The organism is Streptomyces sp. NPDC054796 (assembly GCF_053611545.1).
Window position 1 is genome coordinate 114,464 of sequence record NZ_JBSHAO010000009.1, and the last position, 18,826, is coordinate 133,289.

Consider the following 18,826-nt stretch of genomic DNA (forward strand, 5'->3'; position numbering starts at 1 on the left):
CGGCGATGGCGGGCATCAAGGACGTGGCGTCACACGCTGGCGTCTCCGTCGCGACGGTCTCCCGCGTGCTCAACGGGCATCCGACCGTGCGCCCCGCGACCCGCGCCCTCGTGCTCTCGGCCGTCGCCGAACTCGGCTACCGCCCCAACGCGGTAGCGCGGTCCTTACGCACCCACCAGACCCGCACCCTCGGGCTCGTCATCAGCGACGTGCTCAACCCGTTCTTCACCGAGCTGGCCCGAGCGGTCGAGGACGCGGCGCGCTCCCGCGGCTACAGCGTCGTCATCGGCAACGCCGACGAGCGCCCCGACCTCCAGGACCACTACGTCCGCACCCTGCTGGAACACCGCATCGACGGCCTGCTCGTCTCGCCCACCGACGGCGGCTCGGCCCCCATGCTGGAGTCGGCCCGCGCCAGCGTCCCCATGGTCTTCGTCGACCGCTGGATCGCGGGCATCGACGTGCCCGTGGTGCACGCGGACGGGCACGGCGCCGTCCGCGATCTCGTCGCGCACCTGCACGCGCTCGGCCACCGCCGCCTCGCGGTCATCGCCGGGCCCGAGACGACCACCACAGGCAACGAGCGCGTCGCCGCCTTCCGCGCCGCGCTGGCCGCGCACGGGCTGCCGCTGCCCGACGCGTACATCGGCAAGGGCGACTTCCAGACGGAGAGCGGACGCCGGGCCACCGCCGCCTTCCTGGAACTCCCGGAGCCGCCGGAGGCGGTCTTCGCCACCGACAACCTGATGGCACTGGGCGCCATGGACGAACTGCGCGCCCGGGGCCTGCGGGTTCCCGACGACATGGCGCTGGCCGCCTTCGACGACATCCCGTGGTTCCTGCACACCGACCCGCCCATCACCGCCATCGCGCAGCCCACCACCGAGCTCGGCCACCGGGCCGTGCACGCACTCACCGATCTCGTGGAGGGCAGGGACGCCGGGTCCGTCACGCTCTCCGCGCGTCTCATAGCGCGCCGTTCCTGCGGCGAGGACGAAAGGAACGAAGGGAACAGACGTTGACTTCCCACGACCGGCCCCCGCCGGGCGGCAACCGTCATCCGGAGCTGCTGCGCACCGAGGGCATACGCAAGACCTTTCCCGGCGTCGTCGCCCTGGACGGGGTGGACTTCGACCTGCGGGCCGGAGAGGTGCACGTCCTGCTCGGCGAGAACGGCGCGGGCAAGAGCACCCTCATCAAGATCCTCTCGGGGATGTACCAGCCCGACGCGGGCCGGGTACTGCGCGAGGGCGCACCCGTGCGCGTGCACGGCGCCGAGGACGCCGAACGGCTCGGCATCGCCACCATCCACCAGGAGTTCAACCTCGTACCGCATCTGACGGTCGCGGAGAACATCTACCTGGGACGGCAGCCGCGCCGCTTCGGCCTCATCGACCGCAAGCGCATGGAGGCCGACGCGGCCGAACTGCTGCACCGCGTCGGCGTGAACGTCCCGCCGGGCACGCCCGTGCGCGAACTGGGCATCGCCAGGCGCCAGATGGTGGAGATCGCCAAGGCGCTCAGCCTGCGGGCACGCGTCCTGATCATGGACGAGCCCACGGCGGCGCTGACCGCCGACGAGGTGGAGCGGCTCTTCGAGATCGTGCGCGGGCTGCGCGCCGACGGCGTCGGCGTCGTCTTCATCACCCACCACCTGGAGGAGATCGCGGCCCTCGGCGACCGCGTCACCGTGCTGCGCGACGGCCGCAGCGTCGGCCAGGTCGCGGCGGACACCCCGCGCGACGACCTGGTGCGGCTGATGGTGGGCCGCAGCATCGAACAGCAGTACCCGCGCGTCACCGGGACCGCGACGGGCACTGCCACCGGCACCCAGGGCCCGCCGCTGCTGCGCGTCTCGGGGCTCTCGCGTGCCGGGACGTTCGACGGCGTGGGCTTCGAGGTCCGCGCGGGCGAGGTCGTGGGGCTCGCGGGCCTGGTGGGCTCTGGGCGTACGGAAGTGGCGCGCGCGGTCTTCGGCGCCGACGGCTACGACTCCGGCACCGTGGAGGTGCTGGGGCGGAAGCTGCCGCGCGGCGACGTGAGCGCGGCCATGGCGGCGGGCATCGGGCTCGTCCCCGAGGACCGCAAGGGCCAGGGCCTGCTGCTGGACGCCTCCGTACAGGAGAACCTGGGCCTGGTCACCCTGCGCGGCGCCACCCGGGGCGGCCTCGTGGACGTCTCCGGGCAGCGGCGCGCCGCCACCGGCATCGCGGAGCGGCTCGGCGTCCGGATGACCTCCATCGACCAGCACGTGCGCACCCTCTCGGGCGGCAACCAGCAGAAGGTCGTCATCGGCAAGTGGCTGCTGGGCAGGAGCAAGCTGCTGATCCTGGACGAGCCGACGCGCGGCATCGACGTCGGCGCGAAGGTCGAGATCTACGAACTCGTCAACGAACTCACCGCCTCGGGACACGCGGTGCTGATGATCTCCAGCGACCTCCCCGAGGTGCTGGGCATGAGCGACCGCGTCCTCGTGATGTCCCAGGGCCGCATCGCGGGCGAGCTCACGGCGGACCGGGCCACGCAGGACGACGTGATGCGGCTGGCCGTCGGCACCGCCACCCCCGGAGCGCCGCCGGGACAGCGGCACGGGCCCCGCCGAGGGGCCTCCGCACCAGGCACCCCCCACGCACCAGGCAAGACCGAGAGGAAGGGCTCCCGTGGCCACTGAAACCCAGAGCAGCGGCGGCCCCGGCCATGGACACCAGGGACGCCAGGGGCACCGCCTCGGCAAGCAGCGTCCCGGAGGGCCCGGACAGGGGCTGCCGCCCGTGCTGCGCAGGGTGCTGCTCGACAACGGGGCGCTCAGCGCCCTGGTCGTGATGATCGTCGTGATGACGCTGCTGTCGGGCGACTTCCTCAGCACCCAGAACCTGCTGAACGTCGGCGTCCAGGCCGCCGTCACCGCGATCCTCGCGTTCGGCGTCACCTACGTCATCGTCTCCGGGGGCATCGACCTGTCGGTCGGTTCCGTGGCCGCGTTCTCCGCGATCATGCTGGCCTGGACGGCGACGGACCAGTCGATGCCCGTCTGGCTCGCGGTGGTGATCTCGCTCGCCACCGGCGTCGCCTGCGGGCTGCTCAACGGTGTGCTGATCGCATACGGGAAGCTCCCCCCGTTCATCGCCACCCTGGCGATGCTCTCGGCCGCGCGCGGCCTGGCACTCGTCACCTCGCAGGGCACCCCGCTCGCGTTCCCGGACGCGATGGCCTCGGTCGGCGAGACCCTGGGCGGCTGGCTGCCCGTGCCCGTCCTGGTGATGCTCGTGATGGGCGGCATCGCGGCACTCGTACTGGCCCGCACCTACAGCGGACGCGCGATGTACGCGATCGGCGGCAACGAGGAGGCGGCACGGCTCTCGGGCATCCGGGTGCGCCGCCAGAAACTGGTCATCTACGGGCTGTCGGGCGCCTTCGCCGCCGTCGCGGGCATCGTCCTCGCCTCCCGGCTGGTCTCCGCGCAGCCGCAGGCCGCCATGGGCTACGAACTCGACGCCATCGCGGCCGTGGTGATCGGCGGAGCGAGCCTCTCCGGGGGCGTCGGCAAGGCTTCCGGAACGCTGATCGGCGCACTCATCCTGGCCGTTCTGCGCAATGGCCTCAACCTTCTGGACGTCTCCGCTTTCTGGCAGCAGGTGGTTATCGGAGCCGTCATTGCACTTGCCGTACTTCTGGATACACTGCGTCGCCGTACATGATCCCATTGCTACGGGGATGCTACGGGGAACAGCACGTCGTTCGTTTTAACTGCCACCGACTGCAAGGAATGCAGGAAATGAGCAAGAGATCGAGCACGTCCGCCGCGATGATCGTCGCGGCGTTGGCCCTCACGTCGACCGCGTGCGGGTCGGGATCCGCCGACTCCGGCGGGAAGGAGTCCGTGAAACTCGGACTCGCGATATCCACCCTGAACAACCCCTTCTTCGTCGAGATGAAGAAGGGCGCGGAGTCCGAGGCCAAGTCCGAGGGAGCGCAGCTCAACGTCCAGGACGCCCAGGACGACGCCTCCCAGCAGGCCAACCAGGTGCAGAACTTCACCTCGCAGAACGTGAAGTCGATCATCATCAACCCGGTGGACTCCGACGCCGCGGGCCCCTCCGTGAAGGCCGCGGGCAACGCGGACATCCCCGTCGTCGCCGCCGACCGCGGCGTGAACGGCGCGAAGGTGAAGACCACCGTCGCCTCGGACAACGTCGAGGGCGGCAAGCTCGCCGCGAAGGCGCTGGCCGAGCAGCTCGACGGCAAGGGCAGCATCCTGGTGCTGCGCGGCATCTCCGGCACCTCGGCATCCCGCGAGCGCGGCAAGGGCTTCGAAGAGGGCATCAAGAAGTACCCGGGCATCAAGATCGCCGCCAAGCAGCCCGCGAACTTCGACCGCGCCAAAGGCCTGGACGTCACCACCAACCTGCTCCAGTCCAACCCGGACATCACCGGCATCTTCGCCGAGAACGACGAGATGGCCCTCGGCGCCATCAAGGCCCTGGGCAGCAGGGCGGGCAAGTCCGTGAAGGTCGTCGGCTTCGACGGGACCCCGGACGGGCTCAAGGCCGTCGAGAAGGGCACGATGACCGTCACCGTCGCGCAGCAGCCCGACGAGCTGGGCAAGATGGCCGTGCGCAACGCCCTGCGCCTCGCCAAGGGCGACAGCGTCGACGAGGTCATCAAGGTGCCGGTCAAGGTCGTCGACGAGAAGAACGTCGACCAGTTCTCCTCCTGACCGGTGCGCGCGACCGCCCCTGGCGGACGCGACGTACCCGCGCGCCCGTACCGGAAGCCCCGCACCGGACGGAAGGCCCGCGACACCCCCGCCGCACGGCCCCGGGACACACGCCCCGCAGCACCCGCACGTCTGCGGGACGCGCGGACCGGGCCCCGTGCGGCATCCCACGCCCCGTGAGCACCACACGCCCTACGCTCGGCATGAGAACCGGCACGAGAACCGGCACGAGAGGACGCACCGGATGGACAGCGGCTACGACCTGCTCGTCGTGGGCTCGGCCAACGCCGACCTGGTGATCGGTGTGGAGCGCCGCCCGGCCGCGGGCGAGACCGTGCTCGGCACGGACCTCGTCACCAGCCCGGGCGGCAAGGGCGCCAACCAGGCGGCGGCAGCCGCCCGGCTCGGCGCCCGCACGGGGCTGCTGGCGCGCGTCGGCGACGACGCGCACGGGCGGATGCTGCGCGAAGCGCAGCGCGAAGCGGGCACCGACACCTCCACGCTGCTGGTGGGCGGTGCGCCCACAGGCGTCGCCCTCATCACGGTGGACCCGGCGGGCGACAACAGCATCGTCGTCTCGCCGGGCGCCAACGCGCGGCTCACGCCCGAGGACGTGGCGGCGGCCGAGGCGTCGCTGGCCGCCGCCGCGGTCGTCTCCCTCCAACTGGAGATCCCCTTGGAGACGGTCGCGGCCGTGGTACGGGCCGCCTCGGGCACCGGTACGCGGGTCGTGCTCAACCCCTCGCCGCCCGCGCCGCTCCCCGACGACGTGCTCGCCGCCGCCGATCCCCTGGTGGTCAACGAGCACGAGGCCCGCTACCTGCTGGACGACGGCGCGCGGAGCGACGACGGCGACGGCGACAGCGACGACGCACCCGAGCGGTGGGCCGCAGCGCTGCTGGAGCGGGGCCCGCGCAGCGTCGTCATCACCCTCGGCGCGGCCGGCGCCCTCGTCGCCGAGCGGGCCCCTGACGGCCCCGTACGGACCGTGCGGGTGGCCAGCCCCGCCGTGCGCGCCGTGGACACCACGGGCGCCGGAGACGCGTTCACCGGCGCACTGGGCTGGCGGCTCGGCCGGGGCAGCGGCCTGGAGGAGGCCGTGCGCTTCGCCGTACGCGTCGGCGCCGCCGCTGTCACCCGCGCGGGGGCGCAGGAGTCCTACCCGAACGCCCAGGAGCTGGAGAAGGAGTTCCCCGCGTGAAGAAGTCGGGCATTCTCAACCGTCATCTCTCCGGCGCGCTCGCCGTGCTGGGGCACACCGACGAGGTGATGGTCTGCGACGCCGGTCTGCCCATCCCCGACGGGCCCCTCGTGGTCGATCTCGCCTTCCGCGCGGGGACTCCCGCCTTCGCCGAGGTGCTGGAGGGGTTGCTCAACGAGCTCGAGGTGGAAGGCGCTGTCGCGGCGCGCGAGGTGCGTGAGCGCAACGCGGAGGCCGCGGGGCTGCTCGACGGGCTCTTCCCCGGCCTCGAACTGATACCCCACGCCGACCTGAAGACCCGCACCCGCACCGCCCGCCTGGTGGTCCGCACCGGCGAGGTCCGCCCTTACGCCAACGTCCTGCTGCGCTGCGGCGTCCCGTTCTAGGAGACGCGCCGGTGGCGCCCTGCCGGTGCCCCTGGGGTTTCGTCGCGCGGCTGAGGACCGGTGGCACAGGTTGTGCCCCCTCCCCCAGCGAACCGAACCCCGCGAAGGGGGCCGCCCCGGAAACTCGAAGGGCCCGGTCCGCGGACCGGGCCCTTCGTTCCCCCCAGGACTTCTCAAGCTCCCCCCTCAGAAGTCCCGATGCCACGTATGACTCGCGTTCCCCGCAAAGGGTTGCACGGGAATCCGCTTCTTTTTCCGGCAGTCCGACACGTCAGTCCAACGCGTGCCGCACGTAGCGTTCGGCAGTCTCCGCGAGGACTTCCGCGCCGTCGCGGGCCCACAGGTCCTCGTTGAAGATCTCCACCTCGACGGGCCCCTCGTGCCCCGCCGCGTCGGCGAGTTCGCGGAACCCGCGCAGGTCCACGCACCCGTCCCCGAGCTGGCCCCGTCCGAGCAGCACGCCCTCGGGCAGCGGGGTGATCCAGTCGGCGAGCTGGAAGGCCGCGATGCGGCCCCCCGCGCCGGCCCGCGCGATCTGCTCGGGTGCCCGGTCGTCCCACCACAGGTGGTAGGTGTCCACGACGACGCCCACCTCGTCGGCGGGGAAGCGCTCCGCGAGGTCGAGCGCCTGGGCCAGGGTCGAGACGACGCAGCGGTCCGAGGCGAACATCGGGTGCAGCGGCTCGACGGCCAGCCGAACGCCCCGTTCCCGCGCGTACGGGCCCAGTTCGGCCAGCGCCTCGGCGACCCGCTCCCGCGCGCCCGCCAGGTCCCGGCTCCCCTCCGGCAGCCCTCCGGAGACGAGCACCAGCGTCCCGGTCCCCAGCGTGGCCGCCTCGTCCAGCGCGGCGCGGTTGTCGTCCAGGGCGCGACGGCGCCCGTCCGGGTCGCTCTCGGTGAAGAAGCCGCCCCGGCACAGCGAGGTCACCTTCAGCCCGGCGTCCCGTACGAGGCGCGCGGCCTTCTCGACGCCGTACTCCTGGACGGGCTCGCGCCACAGGCCGACGCCCGTGATGCCCAGCCTGCCGCACTCCTCGGCGAGTTCGGGCAGGGAGAGCTGCTTGACGGTCCGCTGGTTGATGGAGAAGCGCGCGAGCGCGCCCTCGGGGAACCGGACGGCTCCGGAGGCGCCGGTTTCGCTGGTCACTGGGTCACTCCGTGAACGGCGAGAAGGTGCTGGACGCGGGCGCGCGCGAGGTCAGGATCGGGGAAGAGACCGAGCCCGTCGGCCAGTTCGTACGCGCGCGCCAGGTGCGGCAGCGAACGCGCCGACTGGAGGCCCCCGACCATCACGAAGTGGTCCTGGTGCCCCGCGAGCCAGGCGAGGAGGACGACGCCCGTCTTGTAGTAGCGGGTGGGCTCCCCGAAGAGGTGCCGGGAGAGCGGAACCGTCGGCTCCAGCAGCTCGGCGAACCCCTTCGCGTCCCCCGTGTCCAGCGTCCGCACCGCCTCGGCCGCCAGCGGCCCGAGCGGGTCGAAGATGCCCAGCAGGGCGTGGCTGAAGCCGCGTTCGTCGCCCGCGATCAGCTCGGGGTAGTGGAAGTCGTCGCCGGTGTAGCAGCGCACCCCGTCGGGCAGCCGCCTGCGCAGTTCCACTTCGCGGCGCGCGTCGAGCAGGGAGACCTTCACACCGTCGACCTTGTCGGGGTGCTCGGCGATGATCCGCAAGAAGGTGCCGGTGGCCTCGTCCAGGTCCGCGCTGCCCCAGTAGCCCGTCAGCGCCGGGTCGAACATGGGGCCCAGCCAGTGCAGGACGACGGGCTCGGCGGCCTGGCGCAGCAGGTGCCCGTACGTCTCCAGGTAGTCCTCGGGGCCCTTGGCGGCGGCTGCCAGGGCGCGGGAGGCCATCAGGATCGCCTGGGCGCCGCTCTCCTCGACGAGCGCCAGCTGCTCCTCGTAGGCGGCCCGTACGTCCGCGAGCCCGGCGTCCTGGCGCGTGAGCTGGTCCGTGCCGACGCCGCAGGCCACGCGTCCGCCCGTGGCGCGGGCCTCGGCCGCCGAGCGCCGGATCAGCTCGGCCGCGCCCGCCCAGTCCAGGCCCATGCCGCGCTGCGCGGTGTCCATGGCCTCGGCCACGCCGAGGCCGTGCGACCACAGGTGCCTGCGGAAGGCGAGGGTCGCGTCCCAGTCGACGGCGGCCGGGCCGCCCGGGTGGGTGTCGGCGAAGGGGTCGGCGACGACGTGCGCCGCGGAGAAGACGGTGCGCGAGACGAGGGGCGCGGCGGCGCCCCCCGGACCCGCGCCGGGGGCGCGCACGGCGGGCGCGGGCTCGGCGCGGGGCACATAGTCGCGCAGTTCGCCGGAGGGGCCGGGGAGGCGCAGGGGCGCCGGGCTCACAGGGACAGCTCCGGGACGTCGAAACGGCGGCCCTCAGTAGAGGAGCGCAGACCCAGCTCGGCCAGCTGCACGCCGCGCGCGCCCGCCAGCAGGTCCCAGTCGTAGGGCGCCCCGGTGGCGACGTGCCGCAGGAACAGCTCCCACTGGGACTTGAAGCCGTTGTCGAACTCCTCGTTGTCGGGCACCTCCTGCCACTGGTCGCGGAAGGTCTCGGTGGCGGGCAGGTCCGGGTTCCACACGGGCTTCGGGGTGGCCGAGCGGTGCTGTACGCGGCAGCGTCGCAGCCCCGCGACGGCGGAGCCCTCGGTGCCGTCCACCTGGAACTCGACGAGTTCGTCGCGGTTGACGCGCACCGCCCACGAGGAGTTGATCTGGGCGACGATGCCGCCCTCCAGCTCGAAGATGCCGTACGCGGAGTCGTCGGCGGTGGCGTCGTAGGGCTTGCGCCGCTCGTCCCAGCGCTGCGGGATGTGGGTGGCGGCGTGCGCCTGCACGGTGCGTACGCGGCCGAACAGCCCGTGGAGCACGTACTCCCAGTGCGGGAACATGTCCACGACGATGCCGCCGCCGTCCTCGGCGCGGTAGTTCCAGGAGGGGCGCTGCGCCTCCTGCCAGTCGCCTTCGAAGACCCAGTAGCCGAACTCGCCGCGCACGGACAGGATGCGGCCGAAGAAGCCGCCGTCGATGAGCCGCTTGAGCTTCAGCAGGCCCGGCAGGAACAGCTTGTCCTGGACGACGCCGTGCTTGACGCCCGCCGCCTGCGCCGACCTGGCCAGCTCCAGCGCGCCGTCCAGCCCGGTGGCCGTGGGCTTCTCGGTGTAGAGGTGCTTGCCCGCCGCGATGGCCTTCTTGAGGGCCTCTTCGCGCGCGGAGGTCACCTGGGAGTCGAAGTAGACGTCGATGCTCTCGTCGGCGAGCACGGCGTCGAGGTCGGTGGTCCAGGAGTCGAGGCCGTGCCGCTCGGCGATGGCCTTGAGCACCTGCTCACGGCGGCCGACGAGGACGGGCTCCGGCCACAGCACGCTGCCGTCGCCGAGGTCGATCCCGCCCTCCTCACGGATGGCGAGTATCGAGCGGACCAGGTGCTGGCGGTATCCCATGCGTCCGGTCACGCCGTTCATGGCGATGCGCACTGTCTTGCGTGTCACGTGGGCTCTTCTCCTTCGGTCCGCTCGCCCTCCTGGCGACTCTGCCGTAGGGCCGTAGAAAGCGCTTTCTACCTGTTCACGCTAGCCCGCTCGCGTGGGCTTCCACAAGAGGGCCGCTCAGCGCGGCCTGCCGGGGTACGCGAGGCGCACACCCGGTGGGGCCGCGGCGGGCCCGGTCATCGGCGTGCCGCTCCGTACCGCGTGCCGTCGACGTGCAGCTCGACCGCCGTCAGCGCGACGGCCAGGGGGCCAGGCACCAGGAAGAGGAGCGGCGGCATCGCCCAGGCGCAGACCACGGCCGTTGCCAGGGCGAGCAGGACCAGGGCGCTGCCCGGCAGGTCGCCCGCGGCCCGTACGGCGCCCGTACGCAGCGCGCTCCGCCAGCCGTGTGCCGACGTGGGCGCCGCGCACGCGCGCAGCCCCGCCACCGCGGCGACGGCGCCCACGACGGCCAGGAACAACCCGAACAGCCTCGCGCCCGGCAGCCCGGCGGCGGCCAGCGCCGCGTCGGCCACGAAGAGCGCGGCCAGCGCGAGCAGCACCCCTCCGGCCGCCAGATCGCCGCGCCAGGGGCGGGCCCGCAGCGCGTCGGCGTAGCGGCCCGCGGTGCACGGCTCCTCGTAGAGGCGGCGGCGTCGCAGCAGCGCGCACGCCGTGGACAGCGCGGCCGGGACGGTCACCAGGGGGAGGCAGGCGACGGCCGTGGCGAGGCCGAGGCTCAGCACGTCGGCGAACAGCTCGAAGCGCGGCCCGAACAGCTCCCCGCGCTCCCGTCGCGCGGCGGGCGCGGGCGCGTTCACGGCTTCCCCGGCTTCCCCGGCGTTCATGGCTTTCATGGCTTTCATGACGGCGGCCTCCCTCAGCCCTTGACGCCGGAGTTCGCCATGCCCTCGACCAGGAGCCGCTGGAAGGCGAGGAAGAAGAGCACGATGGGCAGCAGCGCGAAGACCGACATGGCGAACATCGGCCCGTAGGCGGACTGGCTGGAGGTGTCCACGAAGGTGCGCAGGGCCAGGGTGAGCGTGTACTTGTCCGGCTCGAAGAGGTAGATGAGCTGGGTGAAGAAGTCGTTCCAGGTCCAGATGAAGGTGAAGATCGCCGTAGTGATCAGCGCGGGCCTGGTGAGCGGCAGGATGACGCTGGCGAACGTACGGAAAGGACCGCAGCCGTCGATCTTCGCGGCCTCCTCCAGCTCGCGCGGCAGCCCGCGCATGAACTGCACGATGAGGAAGACGAAGAAGGCGTCCGTCGCGAGGAACTTCGGCAGCACCATCGGCCAGAAGCTGTTCACCATGCCGAGCTGGTTGAAGACGATGTACTGCGGGATGAGCACCGCGTGGTGCGGCAGCATGATCGTCGCGATCATGAACGCGAACAGCGGCCCCCGCAGCCTGAACCGCAGCCGCGCGAAGGCGTAGGCGGCGAGCGAGCAACTGAGGACGTTTCCGAGCACGGCGCCGACAGAGATGGTCAGCGAGTTGCCGAAGAGCTGGAGCAGGCTGACGCCCTCGATGCCCTCGGCGGCCGTCCCGTAGTTCTCCGTCGCCAGCCGCGAGGGCAGCAGCGCCAGGCTGGCCAGCACCTCGTCCGCGGGCTTGAACGACGTCGCGACGAGCCAGGCCAGCGGATACAGCATCACCACGAGGACGGCGAGGCAGCCCGCGTGCAGCGCGAACCGCGCCCAGTTGAAGGGCTTGCGCCGCGCCTGTGCGGGCGGCCCGCTGGGGGGCACGGCCGGTGGCCCGGCGGGGGCGTGCGCGGTGGCCGGGGAGCCGGTGGCGGACATCAGCGGTCCTCCTCGTTCGCGTAGAAGACCCAGGAGCGGGAGGTGCGGAAGAGCACCGCGGTCACGACGGCGATGGCGAGCAGCAGCACCCAGGCCATGGCGGAGGCGTAGCCCATGTGGGAGGCGGTGAAGCCGCGGTCGTAGAGGTAGAGCGTGTAGAACAGCGTGGAGTCCGCCGGGCCGCCACGGCCGCCGCTGACGGCGTAGGCGGGGGTGAAGACCTGGAACGCCTGGATGGTCTGGAGCACCAGGTTGAAGAACAGGACCGGCGAGAGCATCGGCAGCGTGATGGAGGCGAACTGCCGCCACCTGCTCGCCCCGTCCACGGCCGCCGCCTCGTACAGCTCCCCCGGTATCTGCTGGAGCCCGGCGAGGAAGATGACCATGGGCGCGCCGAACTGCCAGACCGTCAGCAGCGCGACGCTCAGCAGCGCCCAGCCCGGCTGGTTGACCCAGCCGCCGGTGTGGATGCCCACGGCGTCCAGCAGGTTGTCGACGGTGCCGCCGTCGTTGAAGATCGCCCGCCAGACCAGCGCGATGCTCATGGAGGCGCCGAGCAGCGAGGGCGCGTAGAAAGCGGAACGGTAGAAGCCCTTGCCCCGCTTCATCGACTTCAGCGCCACCGCCACGGCCAGCGCCAACGCGAGCTGGAGCGGCACGGCCACCAGGACGTACAGCAGCGTGTTGCCGACGGACCGCAGCAGCCTGGGGTCCTCGGTGAACATCTGCGTGTAGTTGCGCAGGCCGATCCAGGAGGGCGGGTCGAAGAGGTTGTAGTCCGTGAAGGAGAGATAGAGCGAGACCGCCATGGGCAGCAGCGTCAGCACGCCCGCGCCCAGCACCCACGGCGAGAGGAACACCCAGGCGGCGCCCTCGCGTTCGCGCTTCGGACGGCGTGCCCGTCCCCGTGCGTCCCCGCCGCCCGGCCGGCGCGTGGCCGGGTCGCCGCGCTCCCCCGTCCCCCGGGTCGCGGCCCCCTTGCCGACGCCCGTGCCTGTACCTGTGCCTGTGCCTGTGCCCGTACTCGAACCCGTGCCCGTACTCGCGCCCGACGCTGTCGTCATCACGGCCTCAGCTCCGCTCGTGCCTCGGTCAGGTAGTCCTCGGCGACCTCGCGCGGGGTCGCCTTCTCGAAGGCGACGTGGTCGTAGTCGCGCTGGAAGGTCGACTGGAGCCCGTTGTCGCCGCGCGGCGGCGCGGCGGGCGGGTCCTCGAGCCTGCCCTCCAGGGACTCCTGGAGCCCGGCGACCTGCTTCTGGAACCCGGTGACCTCGGGCAGCACACGCTTGCGCTGGACACTGTTGACGGGGGTGCCGCGGTCGACGCCGAGGATGTCGGCCGCCTCGTCGGAGTTCAGCAGGAAGTCGAGGAAGCGGGCCGCCTCACGCGGGTGCGCGCTGTTCGCCGCGATGCCCAGCAGCATGGACGGCTTGTAGTACTGGCCCGGCGTGCCGTCCTCCCCGGAGGGCATCGGGGCCAGCGCGAGCCGGTCCCCGTACATGGCCTCGTAACCGGCCGACGGCGCGTCCCAGTTGAACTCGGCCACCGCCTTGTCCCGGCCCATCGGGGAGTCCTCGACCGAACCCGCCATCTGCGTGGTGTCCCTCGCCGCGCTGACGAGGCCCTCCTTGCGGAGCTTCGAGGTGAACTCCCAGAAGCGGGCCAGGTCGGACGCGGCGAAAGCGGTCTGCCCGTCCTCCCCGTAGAGCCGCTTTCCCTGGCCGCGCAGCCAGACCTCGAACCAGTCCTCCATGGAGCCCGGGTCCGTCATGGGCCGCTCGTGACCGGCCGCCTTCAGCTCGCGCAGCGACGCCGCCCAGTCGTCCCACGTCCAGCCCGCCCTCGGCGGCTTCAGCCCGGCCTTCCGCCACGCCTCCTTGTCGTACGCCATGGCCTGGGTACCTATGCCCATGGGGAGCGCGTACTGGCGCCCGTCGACCTGCCCGGTCTTCAGCAGCCCCTTGTCCATGTCCCCCGTGGGCAGTTCGGCGCGCTGCTCGGCGAGGTCGAGCATCACGTCCGAGCCCGCGTACTGGCTGATCTGGCGGTAGTCGAGCTGGATGAGGTCGGGCACGTCGCTGCCCGCCGCCTGGGTGGCGAGCTTCTGCTTGTACGACTCGTACGTGGAGTACGACGTCTGGATGTCGATGCCTGGGTGGGCGCGTTCGAAGGCGGCGACCGCCTTGTTGGTGCGTTCGGCCCGGTCCGCGTTGCCCCACCAGGTGAAGCGGAGCGTGACCTTTCCGTCCGCCGCGGCCGAGTCCGCCGCGGAACCGCCGCTGCATCCGGCGAGCGTGGCACACAGCGCGAGCGCCACGGCCGCCGCGCAGGACGCCCTTGTCCTGGGTCGGGGCATGAGGGGGCCTTTCGGGGGTCGGAGCCTTCGGGAATCAGGGGTCTACGGGGGGGGCGAGGGGCTACGGGCCCGGGGAGGGAGGAAGGGGCGCCCGGTACCGAGGGGTCCGGTTCCGGTTCGGTCCGCTACGGAGAGGGCCGGGCGCCCCAGGGCGGTGCGGCTACTCGCCGTAGTACGGGAGCGTCGTGCCCGGCAGTTCGTACTCGTCGCGCCTGCCGCACATGCCGTAGCCGCCACGTCGCGTGGGCCCGGCCGCGCGCACCGTCCCGGCGGCGAGGTGGGCGGCGTCGCCCCGCGCGAGCGCCGTCAACTGCTCCCCCGTGCGTTCGGCCGCCGCCAGGGCGCCCGCACGCCAGCGCTCGCGCCACTCCTCGGCCTTGGGCGCCACGAGGCGCGCCGCGGCCCTGTGGAAGGCGCGCAGCGGCCCGTCGTCGCCGTCCGCGAGCGCCTCGCGCAGCCGCAGATAGCCCTCGACGGCCAGATCGCGCCGCTTGCGCGCGGCGGCCTCCGCCTCCGGGCCCTCCTTGGCGGGCAGAGCGGCGGCCCGCGCGTAGGCGTCCGGGTCTGCCAGCACGCCGGGCGGGAAGGTGAAGACCGCGTCGCCGGCCTCCGGCAGTCCACCGTTCTGCATCAGGACCGTCACCCGCAGATCCGAACCTTCGACCATCCGGTGCACGGTCCCCGGCGTGAACCAGGCCAGCGCGCCCGGCTCCAGCGGGGTCTCGGTGAACCCCTCCTCCAGCGTGAGCGTCTGCACGGCCCCCCGGCCCCCGGTGACGACGTACGCCTCCGTACAGGCCAGATGCAGATGCGGGCTCCCCCCGCACACCCCGTCGGCCGCCTCCCACGGGTAGGCGCTGATGTGGGACAGGCCGATCCCGCCCGGCAGCGGTGCCTCCATCACGAGCGGACCCCCCTCACCAGGCGAGCGACGCGAGGTGCCGCTCGATCCGGGCGCTGTCCCAGGCTCCGTCGGCGACCACCACCCGATAGCGGTACGCGAACGTGTCCCCCGGCTCCAGCGGGAACTCCTCGAAGAACGCCCAGGAGAAGGCGACGGACGGGATCGGCTCGGAGCGTACGAACCAGTGCGAGGCGTGGTGCGCCCCGGCGTTCTCCGGGGCGTGCGCGAAGGCGAGCGTGGAGTGCGCGTCCACGTCGTCGTGCTCGCCGACGACCGCGATCCACGGGTGGGCGGACGCGGGCTTGCCCATGGTCTCCTGGTCGGTGCTGGGGCCCTCGGGCGTCAGCACCTGGGCCCCGGTGAAGTCGCGCGGGCCGCGCCACTGGAGCCCGGTGTAGCCCGCCATCTCCCGCCCTGCCGTGGTGGGCGAGCCGAAGTGGAGCGTCTCGTCCCGGATGTTGGTGAGACGGATCGACCAGTCGATCGCGTACGCGCCCGACTCCGCGTCCGCCGAGTGCACCGCGACCGTACGGCTCTCGCGCGCCCACTCCTGGCCGCCGTGCTCGACCCAGGTGAGCGATTCGGTGAAGTCCAGCCGGTCCCTCGTCGCCTCGAAGGACGCGAAGCCGTCGTGGCGCATGGAACCGACCCGCTCGTGGATCGGCAGATAGCCCTGGCCGTGTATGTAGGAGTTGCCGCCCCAGAAGTTCTGCTCCGACACATGGCTCGCGGTCATCTGGAGGCCCTTGTGCCAACGGTGGTCGTTGGGCCGGTAGCCGCTGACCGTACGGCCCGCGAGCGTACGCAGCGGATGCGCGTACGGCTTGCGCGCCTCGAAGGCCACGGGGTCGGGAGCGTAGACGTAGGCGAACACCTCGGTACCGTCCACGGCGACGACGACGCGCTCGCCGTGTGTGTGCGTGACGGTGAGGGGCGCGGAGGGTTCCGAGGGGGTGGAGGCGGACGGAGCGGGGGCCGTGGAGGCGGCTGAGGCCGCTGAGGGTGCGGAGGGTGCGGTGATGCTCTCGGTCATGCTGTGGTCACTGCTCCTTCGGTGCGGTGGGGGCCCAGTCGGGGTGACCGCCGTGCATGGCGTCGTAGTAGGGGTCGCCGGGGCCGATCTCGCCCGCGAGGACGGGGCGGCCCGTGAACGCCGACTTGTAGAGCGCGGCGAGGAATTCGAGGGTCCGGTACGCCTCGGCGCCGCTGCCCGGAGGCCGTTCGCCCTTCTCCATGGCGTCGAGGAACCCGGCGAGCTGTGCGGCGTGCGAGCTGGGCAGATCGGCGGCCGGGGCCGGCCAGTGCGCGGTACGCGCCTCGTCCCCCTGGAGATGGGGCGCGGGGGTGTAGGACCAGTCGTCGTTGGCGTGCCCGTAGAGGTGCGTCAGCTCGACGGTCGCGTCCGCGCAGTCGATCCGGATGCGGCTGACCTCGTCGGGGCTGAGCACGCTGTTGACGACCGTCGCCATGGCGCCGTCGGCGAAGCGCACGAGCGCGGTCGAGACGTCCTCGCTCTCGATGTCGTGGACGAGCCTGCCCGCCATGGCCCGGATCTCGGTCCAGTCGCCCAGCAGGTGCAGCAGCAGGTCCATCTGGTGGATGCCGTGCCCCATCGTCGGACCGCCGCCCTCGGTGTCCCAACGGCCGCGCCAGGGCACGGAGTAGTACGCGGTGTCGCGGTACCAGGTCGTCTGGCAGTGCGCGACGAGCGGCTTCCCCAGCGCCCCGGTACGCAGCAGCTCGCGGGCGTGCACGGCGCCGGAACCGTAGCGGTGCTGGAAGACGACAGAGGCGTACGGTCCGCCTCCGTCCGTCGCCCCCTCCGATGCCTTCTCCGCCGACGCGATGCGCGCGTACTCGGCGAGGGAGAGGCACAGCGGCTTCTCGCACAGCACCCAGGCCCCGGCGCGCAGCGCGGCCTCGGCCTGCTCGGCGTGCAGGGAGGGCGGGGTGCCGATCAGGACCAGGTCGGGACGTTCGGCCGCGAGCATCTCCGCCAGCCCGCCGTAGCCGGTGACACCCTCGTCCGCCGCCAGCTCGCGGAACGCTGCGAGTCTCGTCGGGTCGACGTCGACGGCGGCCACCAGCCGTACGCGGTCGGCGTGTTCACGCAGGGCGGGCAGATGACTTCCGGTGACAATCCCGCCGGTGCCGACGACAGCGGCACGGAAGGGGGTCTTCTCCACGGGCATACAGCGAAAGCTCCTCGCCATAGAAAGCGCTTGCCGTCGGGGGGACACTAAGCCTGCCCCTCATGACAGGACAAGACCCCTGCACCACCCGGAACCGATCGGCGCCGGTCAGGGGCTGAGCAGGAGTCGAGCAGGAGCCGCACGGGGATTGAAACGTCTCAGTTCTTGAGCCCGGGGAGGGCGGGCCGGTGGCGCGGGAGCGGTGCGCGCAAGGTGTGTACGGGCAGCGCACGCGGGGTGAGAACATGACCTCGCCGACCCCGCACGCGGTTGCCGGAACCCGGGCCACCGGCCCGGACACCCGGCAACGGGACGTATGGACGCGCGTACGCCCCCTCGTCCGCCCCGCACCCAGGGGCGCGCATCCCGGCCCAGGGGCCCGGCTCCGGGACCCGCGTCCGGGACCCGCGTTCGGGCGGACCGGCACGGGCCCGAGGGGCAGGCGGCAGGATTACGTGACTTACGGAGGACTCATGGCAGTGACCCTGGCCGACGTCGCGGCCCGCGCGGGGGTCTCGGCGGCCACCGTCTCGCGCGTGCTCAGCGGCAACTACCCCGTCGCGGGCGCGACCCGCAGCCGGGTGCTGCGCGCGGTCGAGGACCTCCAGTACGTCGTCAACGGGCCTGCGAGCGCCCTCGCCGCAGCCACCTCCGACCTCGTGGGCGTCCTGGTCAACGACATCGCCGACCCGTTCTTCGGCATCATCGCCAGCGCGGTGCAGAGCGAGATGGGCGACGGCGGTACGGGCGGGGGCGCGGGCAGCCAGAAGCTCGCCGTCGTCTGCAACACCGGCGGCTCCCCCGAACGCGAACTCACCTACCTCACCCTCCTCCAGCGTCAGCGCGCCGCCGCCGTGGTGCTGAGCGGCGGCGCCGTCGAGGACGAGGAGCACGGCGAAGCGCTCGCCACCCGGCTGCGACGGCTCGCCGCGAGCGGCACCCGCGTCGTCCTGTGCGGCAGGCCGCCGCTGTCGGAGAGCCCGGGGGCGGGCGCGGGGACCCCGGACGCGGAGGCCGACGCCGAGGGCGAGACCAAGGTGAACGGGACCGGCGGGACGGTCGGCCGGGGCGCGTACGAAGCGCGCCCGAACGGCAACGGCGCCGCCGAGGGCCACGGCATCGTCACCCTCGCCTTCGACAACCGGGGTGGCGCCCGCCGCCTCACGGAGCACCTGCTCGCCCTCGGGCACCGCCGCATCGGCTACGTCGCAGGCCCCGCCGAACGCACCACCACCCGCCACCGCCTGGGAGGACACCGGCTCGCACTCCAGGAGCGGTTCCCCGAACTGCTGGACGAGGCGGAGCTGCTGACCGTCCACGGCGGCGAGTACAACCGCGCCTCCGGCTACGACGGCGCCCTCGAACTCCTGCGCCGCGCCCCCGGCATGACCGCCGTACTGGCCGCCAACGACACCGTCGCCCTCGGCATCTGCGCGGCCCTGCGCGACCAGGGGCTGCGCATCCCCGAGGACATCTCCGTCGCGGGCTTCGACGACCTCCCCTTCAGCGCGGACGCGGCCCCGGCACTGACCACGGTCCGCCTCCCCCTCCACGAAGCGGGCGCACGCGCCGGACGACTCGCCCTGGGCCGCGAGACCCCGCCCCCGGGCGGCATGGCGACGGTCCGCGCCGAACTGATGGTCCGCGCTTCCACGGCACCCCCACGCCAGGGGGCGGCTGGCAGATGACGACTGACAGATGGCGGCTGGCAGATGACGGCTATCAACTATCAGCCATCAGGTAACAGGTAACAGGTAACAGGTAACAGATTTTGTCAGCCATCCACTCCCGTACCCCTC

General features: G+C 72.5%; 15 protein-coding genes and 1 pseudogene. 6 read left to right on the forward strand and 10 right to left on the reverse strand.

Going from position 1 to position 18,826, the window contains the following annotated elements:
• Positions 1–5 precede the first annotated feature (5 nt).
• From ACWGJ2_RS10360 to rbsD, 5 genes and pseudogenes are all read left to right on the forward strand, one after another.
• Positions 6–1,022 (forward strand): LacI family DNA-binding transcriptional regulator, encoded by a 1,017-nt coding sequence (locus tag ACWGJ2_RS10360; protein ID WP_453345590.1) that lies wholly within the window; start codon positions 6–8, stop codon positions 1,020–1,022.
• Positions 1,019–2,671, forward strand: a complete 1,653-nt coding sequence (locus tag ACWGJ2_RS10365; RefSeq protein WP_453345591.1) for a sugar ABC transporter ATP-binding protein — start codon at positions 1,019–1,021, stop codon at positions 2,669–2,671. Before ACWGJ2_RS10360 ends, ACWGJ2_RS10365 begins: the two co-directional genes overlap by 4 nt.
• A 151-nt stretch (positions 2,672–2,822) precedes the next feature.
• Positions 2,823–4,717 (forward strand): annotated as a pseudogene (locus ACWGJ2_RS10370) (ABC transporter permease/substrate-binding protein).
• Positions 4,718–4,961: 244 nt separating this feature from the next.
• Entirely contained in the window at positions 4,962–5,918 is a 957-nt protein-coding gene (locus ACWGJ2_RS10375) for a ribokinase (RefSeq protein WP_453345592.1), read from the forward strand.
• The gene (gene rbsD / locus ACWGJ2_RS10380) at positions 5,915–6,304 is read left to right on the forward strand and encodes a D-ribose pyranase (RefSeq protein ID WP_453345593.1); all 390 of its coding nucleotides are present in this window, start codon (positions 5,915–5,917) and stop codon (positions 6,302–6,304) included. Before ACWGJ2_RS10375 ends, rbsD begins: the two co-directional genes overlap by 4 nt.
• A 271-nt stretch (positions 6,305–6,575) precedes the next feature.
• Here the strand turns inward: rbsD and ACWGJ2_RS10385 are convergent, their stop codons facing one another.
• From ACWGJ2_RS10385 to ACWGJ2_RS10430, 10 genes are all read right to left on the reverse strand, one after another.
• Complete coding sequence (locus ACWGJ2_RS10385; RefSeq protein ID WP_453345594.1) at positions 6,576–7,451, reverse strand: sugar phosphate isomerase/epimerase family protein; 876 nt, start codon at positions 7,449–7,451, stop codon at positions 6,576–6,578.
• Entirely contained in the window at positions 7,448–8,641 is a 1,194-nt protein-coding gene (locus tag ACWGJ2_RS10390; protein WP_453345595.1) for a dihydrodipicolinate synthase family protein, read from the reverse strand. Before ACWGJ2_RS10390 ends, ACWGJ2_RS10385 begins: the two co-directional genes overlap by 4 nt.
• Complete coding sequence (locus ACWGJ2_RS10395; protein ID WP_453345596.1) at positions 8,638–9,789, reverse strand: Gfo/Idh/MocA family protein; 1,152 nt, start codon at positions 9,787–9,789, stop codon at positions 8,638–8,640. The genes ACWGJ2_RS10390 and ACWGJ2_RS10395 overlap by 4 nt, the downstream gene beginning before the upstream one ends.
• A 176-nt stretch (positions 9,790–9,965) precedes the next feature.
• Positions 9,966–10,634 (reverse strand): hypothetical protein, encoded by a 669-nt coding sequence (locus ACWGJ2_RS10400; protein ID WP_453345597.1) that lies wholly within the window; start codon positions 10,632–10,634, stop codon positions 9,966–9,968.
• Between the two features lie 14 nt (positions 10,635–10,648).
• Positions 10,649–11,425: a carbohydrate ABC transporter permease gene (locus ACWGJ2_RS10405; protein WP_453345670.1), complete on the reverse strand. Its 777-nt coding sequence runs from the start codon at positions 11,423–11,425 to the stop codon at positions 10,649–10,651.
• Between the two features lie 149 nt (positions 11,426–11,574).
• A complete protein-coding gene (locus ACWGJ2_RS10410; RefSeq protein ID WP_453345598.1) occupies positions 11,575–12,639 on the reverse strand; it encodes a carbohydrate ABC transporter permease in 1,065 nt (354 codons plus the stop codon).
• Complete coding sequence (locus ACWGJ2_RS10415; RefSeq protein ID WP_453345599.1) at positions 12,639–13,931, reverse strand: ABC transporter substrate-binding protein; 1,293 nt, start codon at positions 13,929–13,931, stop codon at positions 12,639–12,641. The genes ACWGJ2_RS10410 and ACWGJ2_RS10415 overlap by 1 nt, the downstream gene beginning before the upstream one ends.
• A gap of 160 nt (positions 13,932–14,091) precedes the next feature.
• Entirely contained in the window at positions 14,092–14,832 is a 741-nt protein-coding gene (locus tag ACWGJ2_RS10420) for a cupin (protein ID WP_453345671.1), read from the reverse strand.
• A 16-nt stretch (positions 14,833–14,848) separates the two neighbouring features.
• On the reverse strand, positions 14,849–15,868 hold the full coding sequence (locus tag ACWGJ2_RS10425) for a DUF6807 domain-containing protein (RefSeq protein ID WP_453345600.1): 1,020 nt from the start codon (positions 15,866–15,868) through the stop codon (positions 14,849–14,851).
• A gap of 7 nt (positions 15,869–15,875) precedes the next feature.
• Positions 15,876–17,027: a Gfo/Idh/MocA family protein gene (locus tag ACWGJ2_RS10430; protein WP_453345601.1), complete on the reverse strand. Its 1,152-nt coding sequence runs from the start codon at positions 17,025–17,027 to the stop codon at positions 15,876–15,878.
• Positions 17,028–17,500: 473 nt separating this feature from the next.
• Here ACWGJ2_RS10430 and ACWGJ2_RS10435 point away from each other — a divergent pair, with 473 nt between their 5' ends.
• Positions 17,501–18,715 carry a LacI family DNA-binding transcriptional regulator gene (locus ACWGJ2_RS10435; protein WP_453345602.1) on the forward strand — a complete coding sequence of 405 codons (1,215 nt, stop codon included), beginning with the start codon at positions 17,501–17,503 and terminating at the stop codon, positions 18,713–18,715.
• The last annotated feature ends 111 nt before the right edge of the window (positions 18,716–18,826 follow it).

Bases quoted from the DNA above. Each gene is read 5' to 3' on its own strand.
- ACWGJ2_RS10360 (WP_453345590.1), top strand. From the start codon at position 6: ATGGCGGGCATCAAGGACGTGGCGTCACACGCTGGCGTCTCCGTCGCG.
- ACWGJ2_RS10375 (WP_453345592.1), top strand. From the start codon at position 4,962: ATGGACAGCGGCTACGACCTGCTCGTCGTGGGCTCGGCCAACGCCGAC.
- ACWGJ2_RS10400 (WP_453345597.1), bottom strand. From the start codon at position 10,634: ATGAAAGCCATGAAAGCCATGAACGCCGGGGAAGCCGGGGAAGCCGTG.
- ACWGJ2_RS10405 (WP_453345670.1), bottom strand. From the start codon at position 11,425: ATGCTGTATCCGCTGGCCTGGCTCGTCGCGACGTCGTTCAAGCCCGCG.
- ACWGJ2_RS10410 (WP_453345598.1), bottom strand. From the start codon at position 12,639: ATGACGACAGCGTCGGGCGCGAGTACGGGCACGGGTTCGAGTACGGGC.
- ACWGJ2_RS10415 (WP_453345599.1), bottom strand. From the start codon at position 13,931: ATGCCCCGACCCAGGACAAGGGCGTCCTGCGCGGCGGCCGTGGCGCTC.
- ACWGJ2_RS10420 (WP_453345671.1), bottom strand. From the start codon at position 14,832: ATGGAGGCACCGCTGCCGGGCGGGATCGGCCTGTCCCACATCAGCGCC.
- ACWGJ2_RS10425 (WP_453345600.1), bottom strand. From the start codon at position 15,868: ATGACCGAGAGCATCACCGCACCCTCCGCACCCTCAGCGGCCTCAGCC.
- ACWGJ2_RS10430 (WP_453345601.1), bottom strand. From the start codon at position 17,027: ATGCCCGTGGAGAAGACCCCCTTCCGTGCCGCTGTCGTCGGCACCGGC.
- ACWGJ2_RS10435 (WP_453345602.1), top strand. From the start codon at position 17,501: ATGGCAGTGACCCTGGCCGACGTCGCGGCCCGCGCGGGGGTCTCGGCG.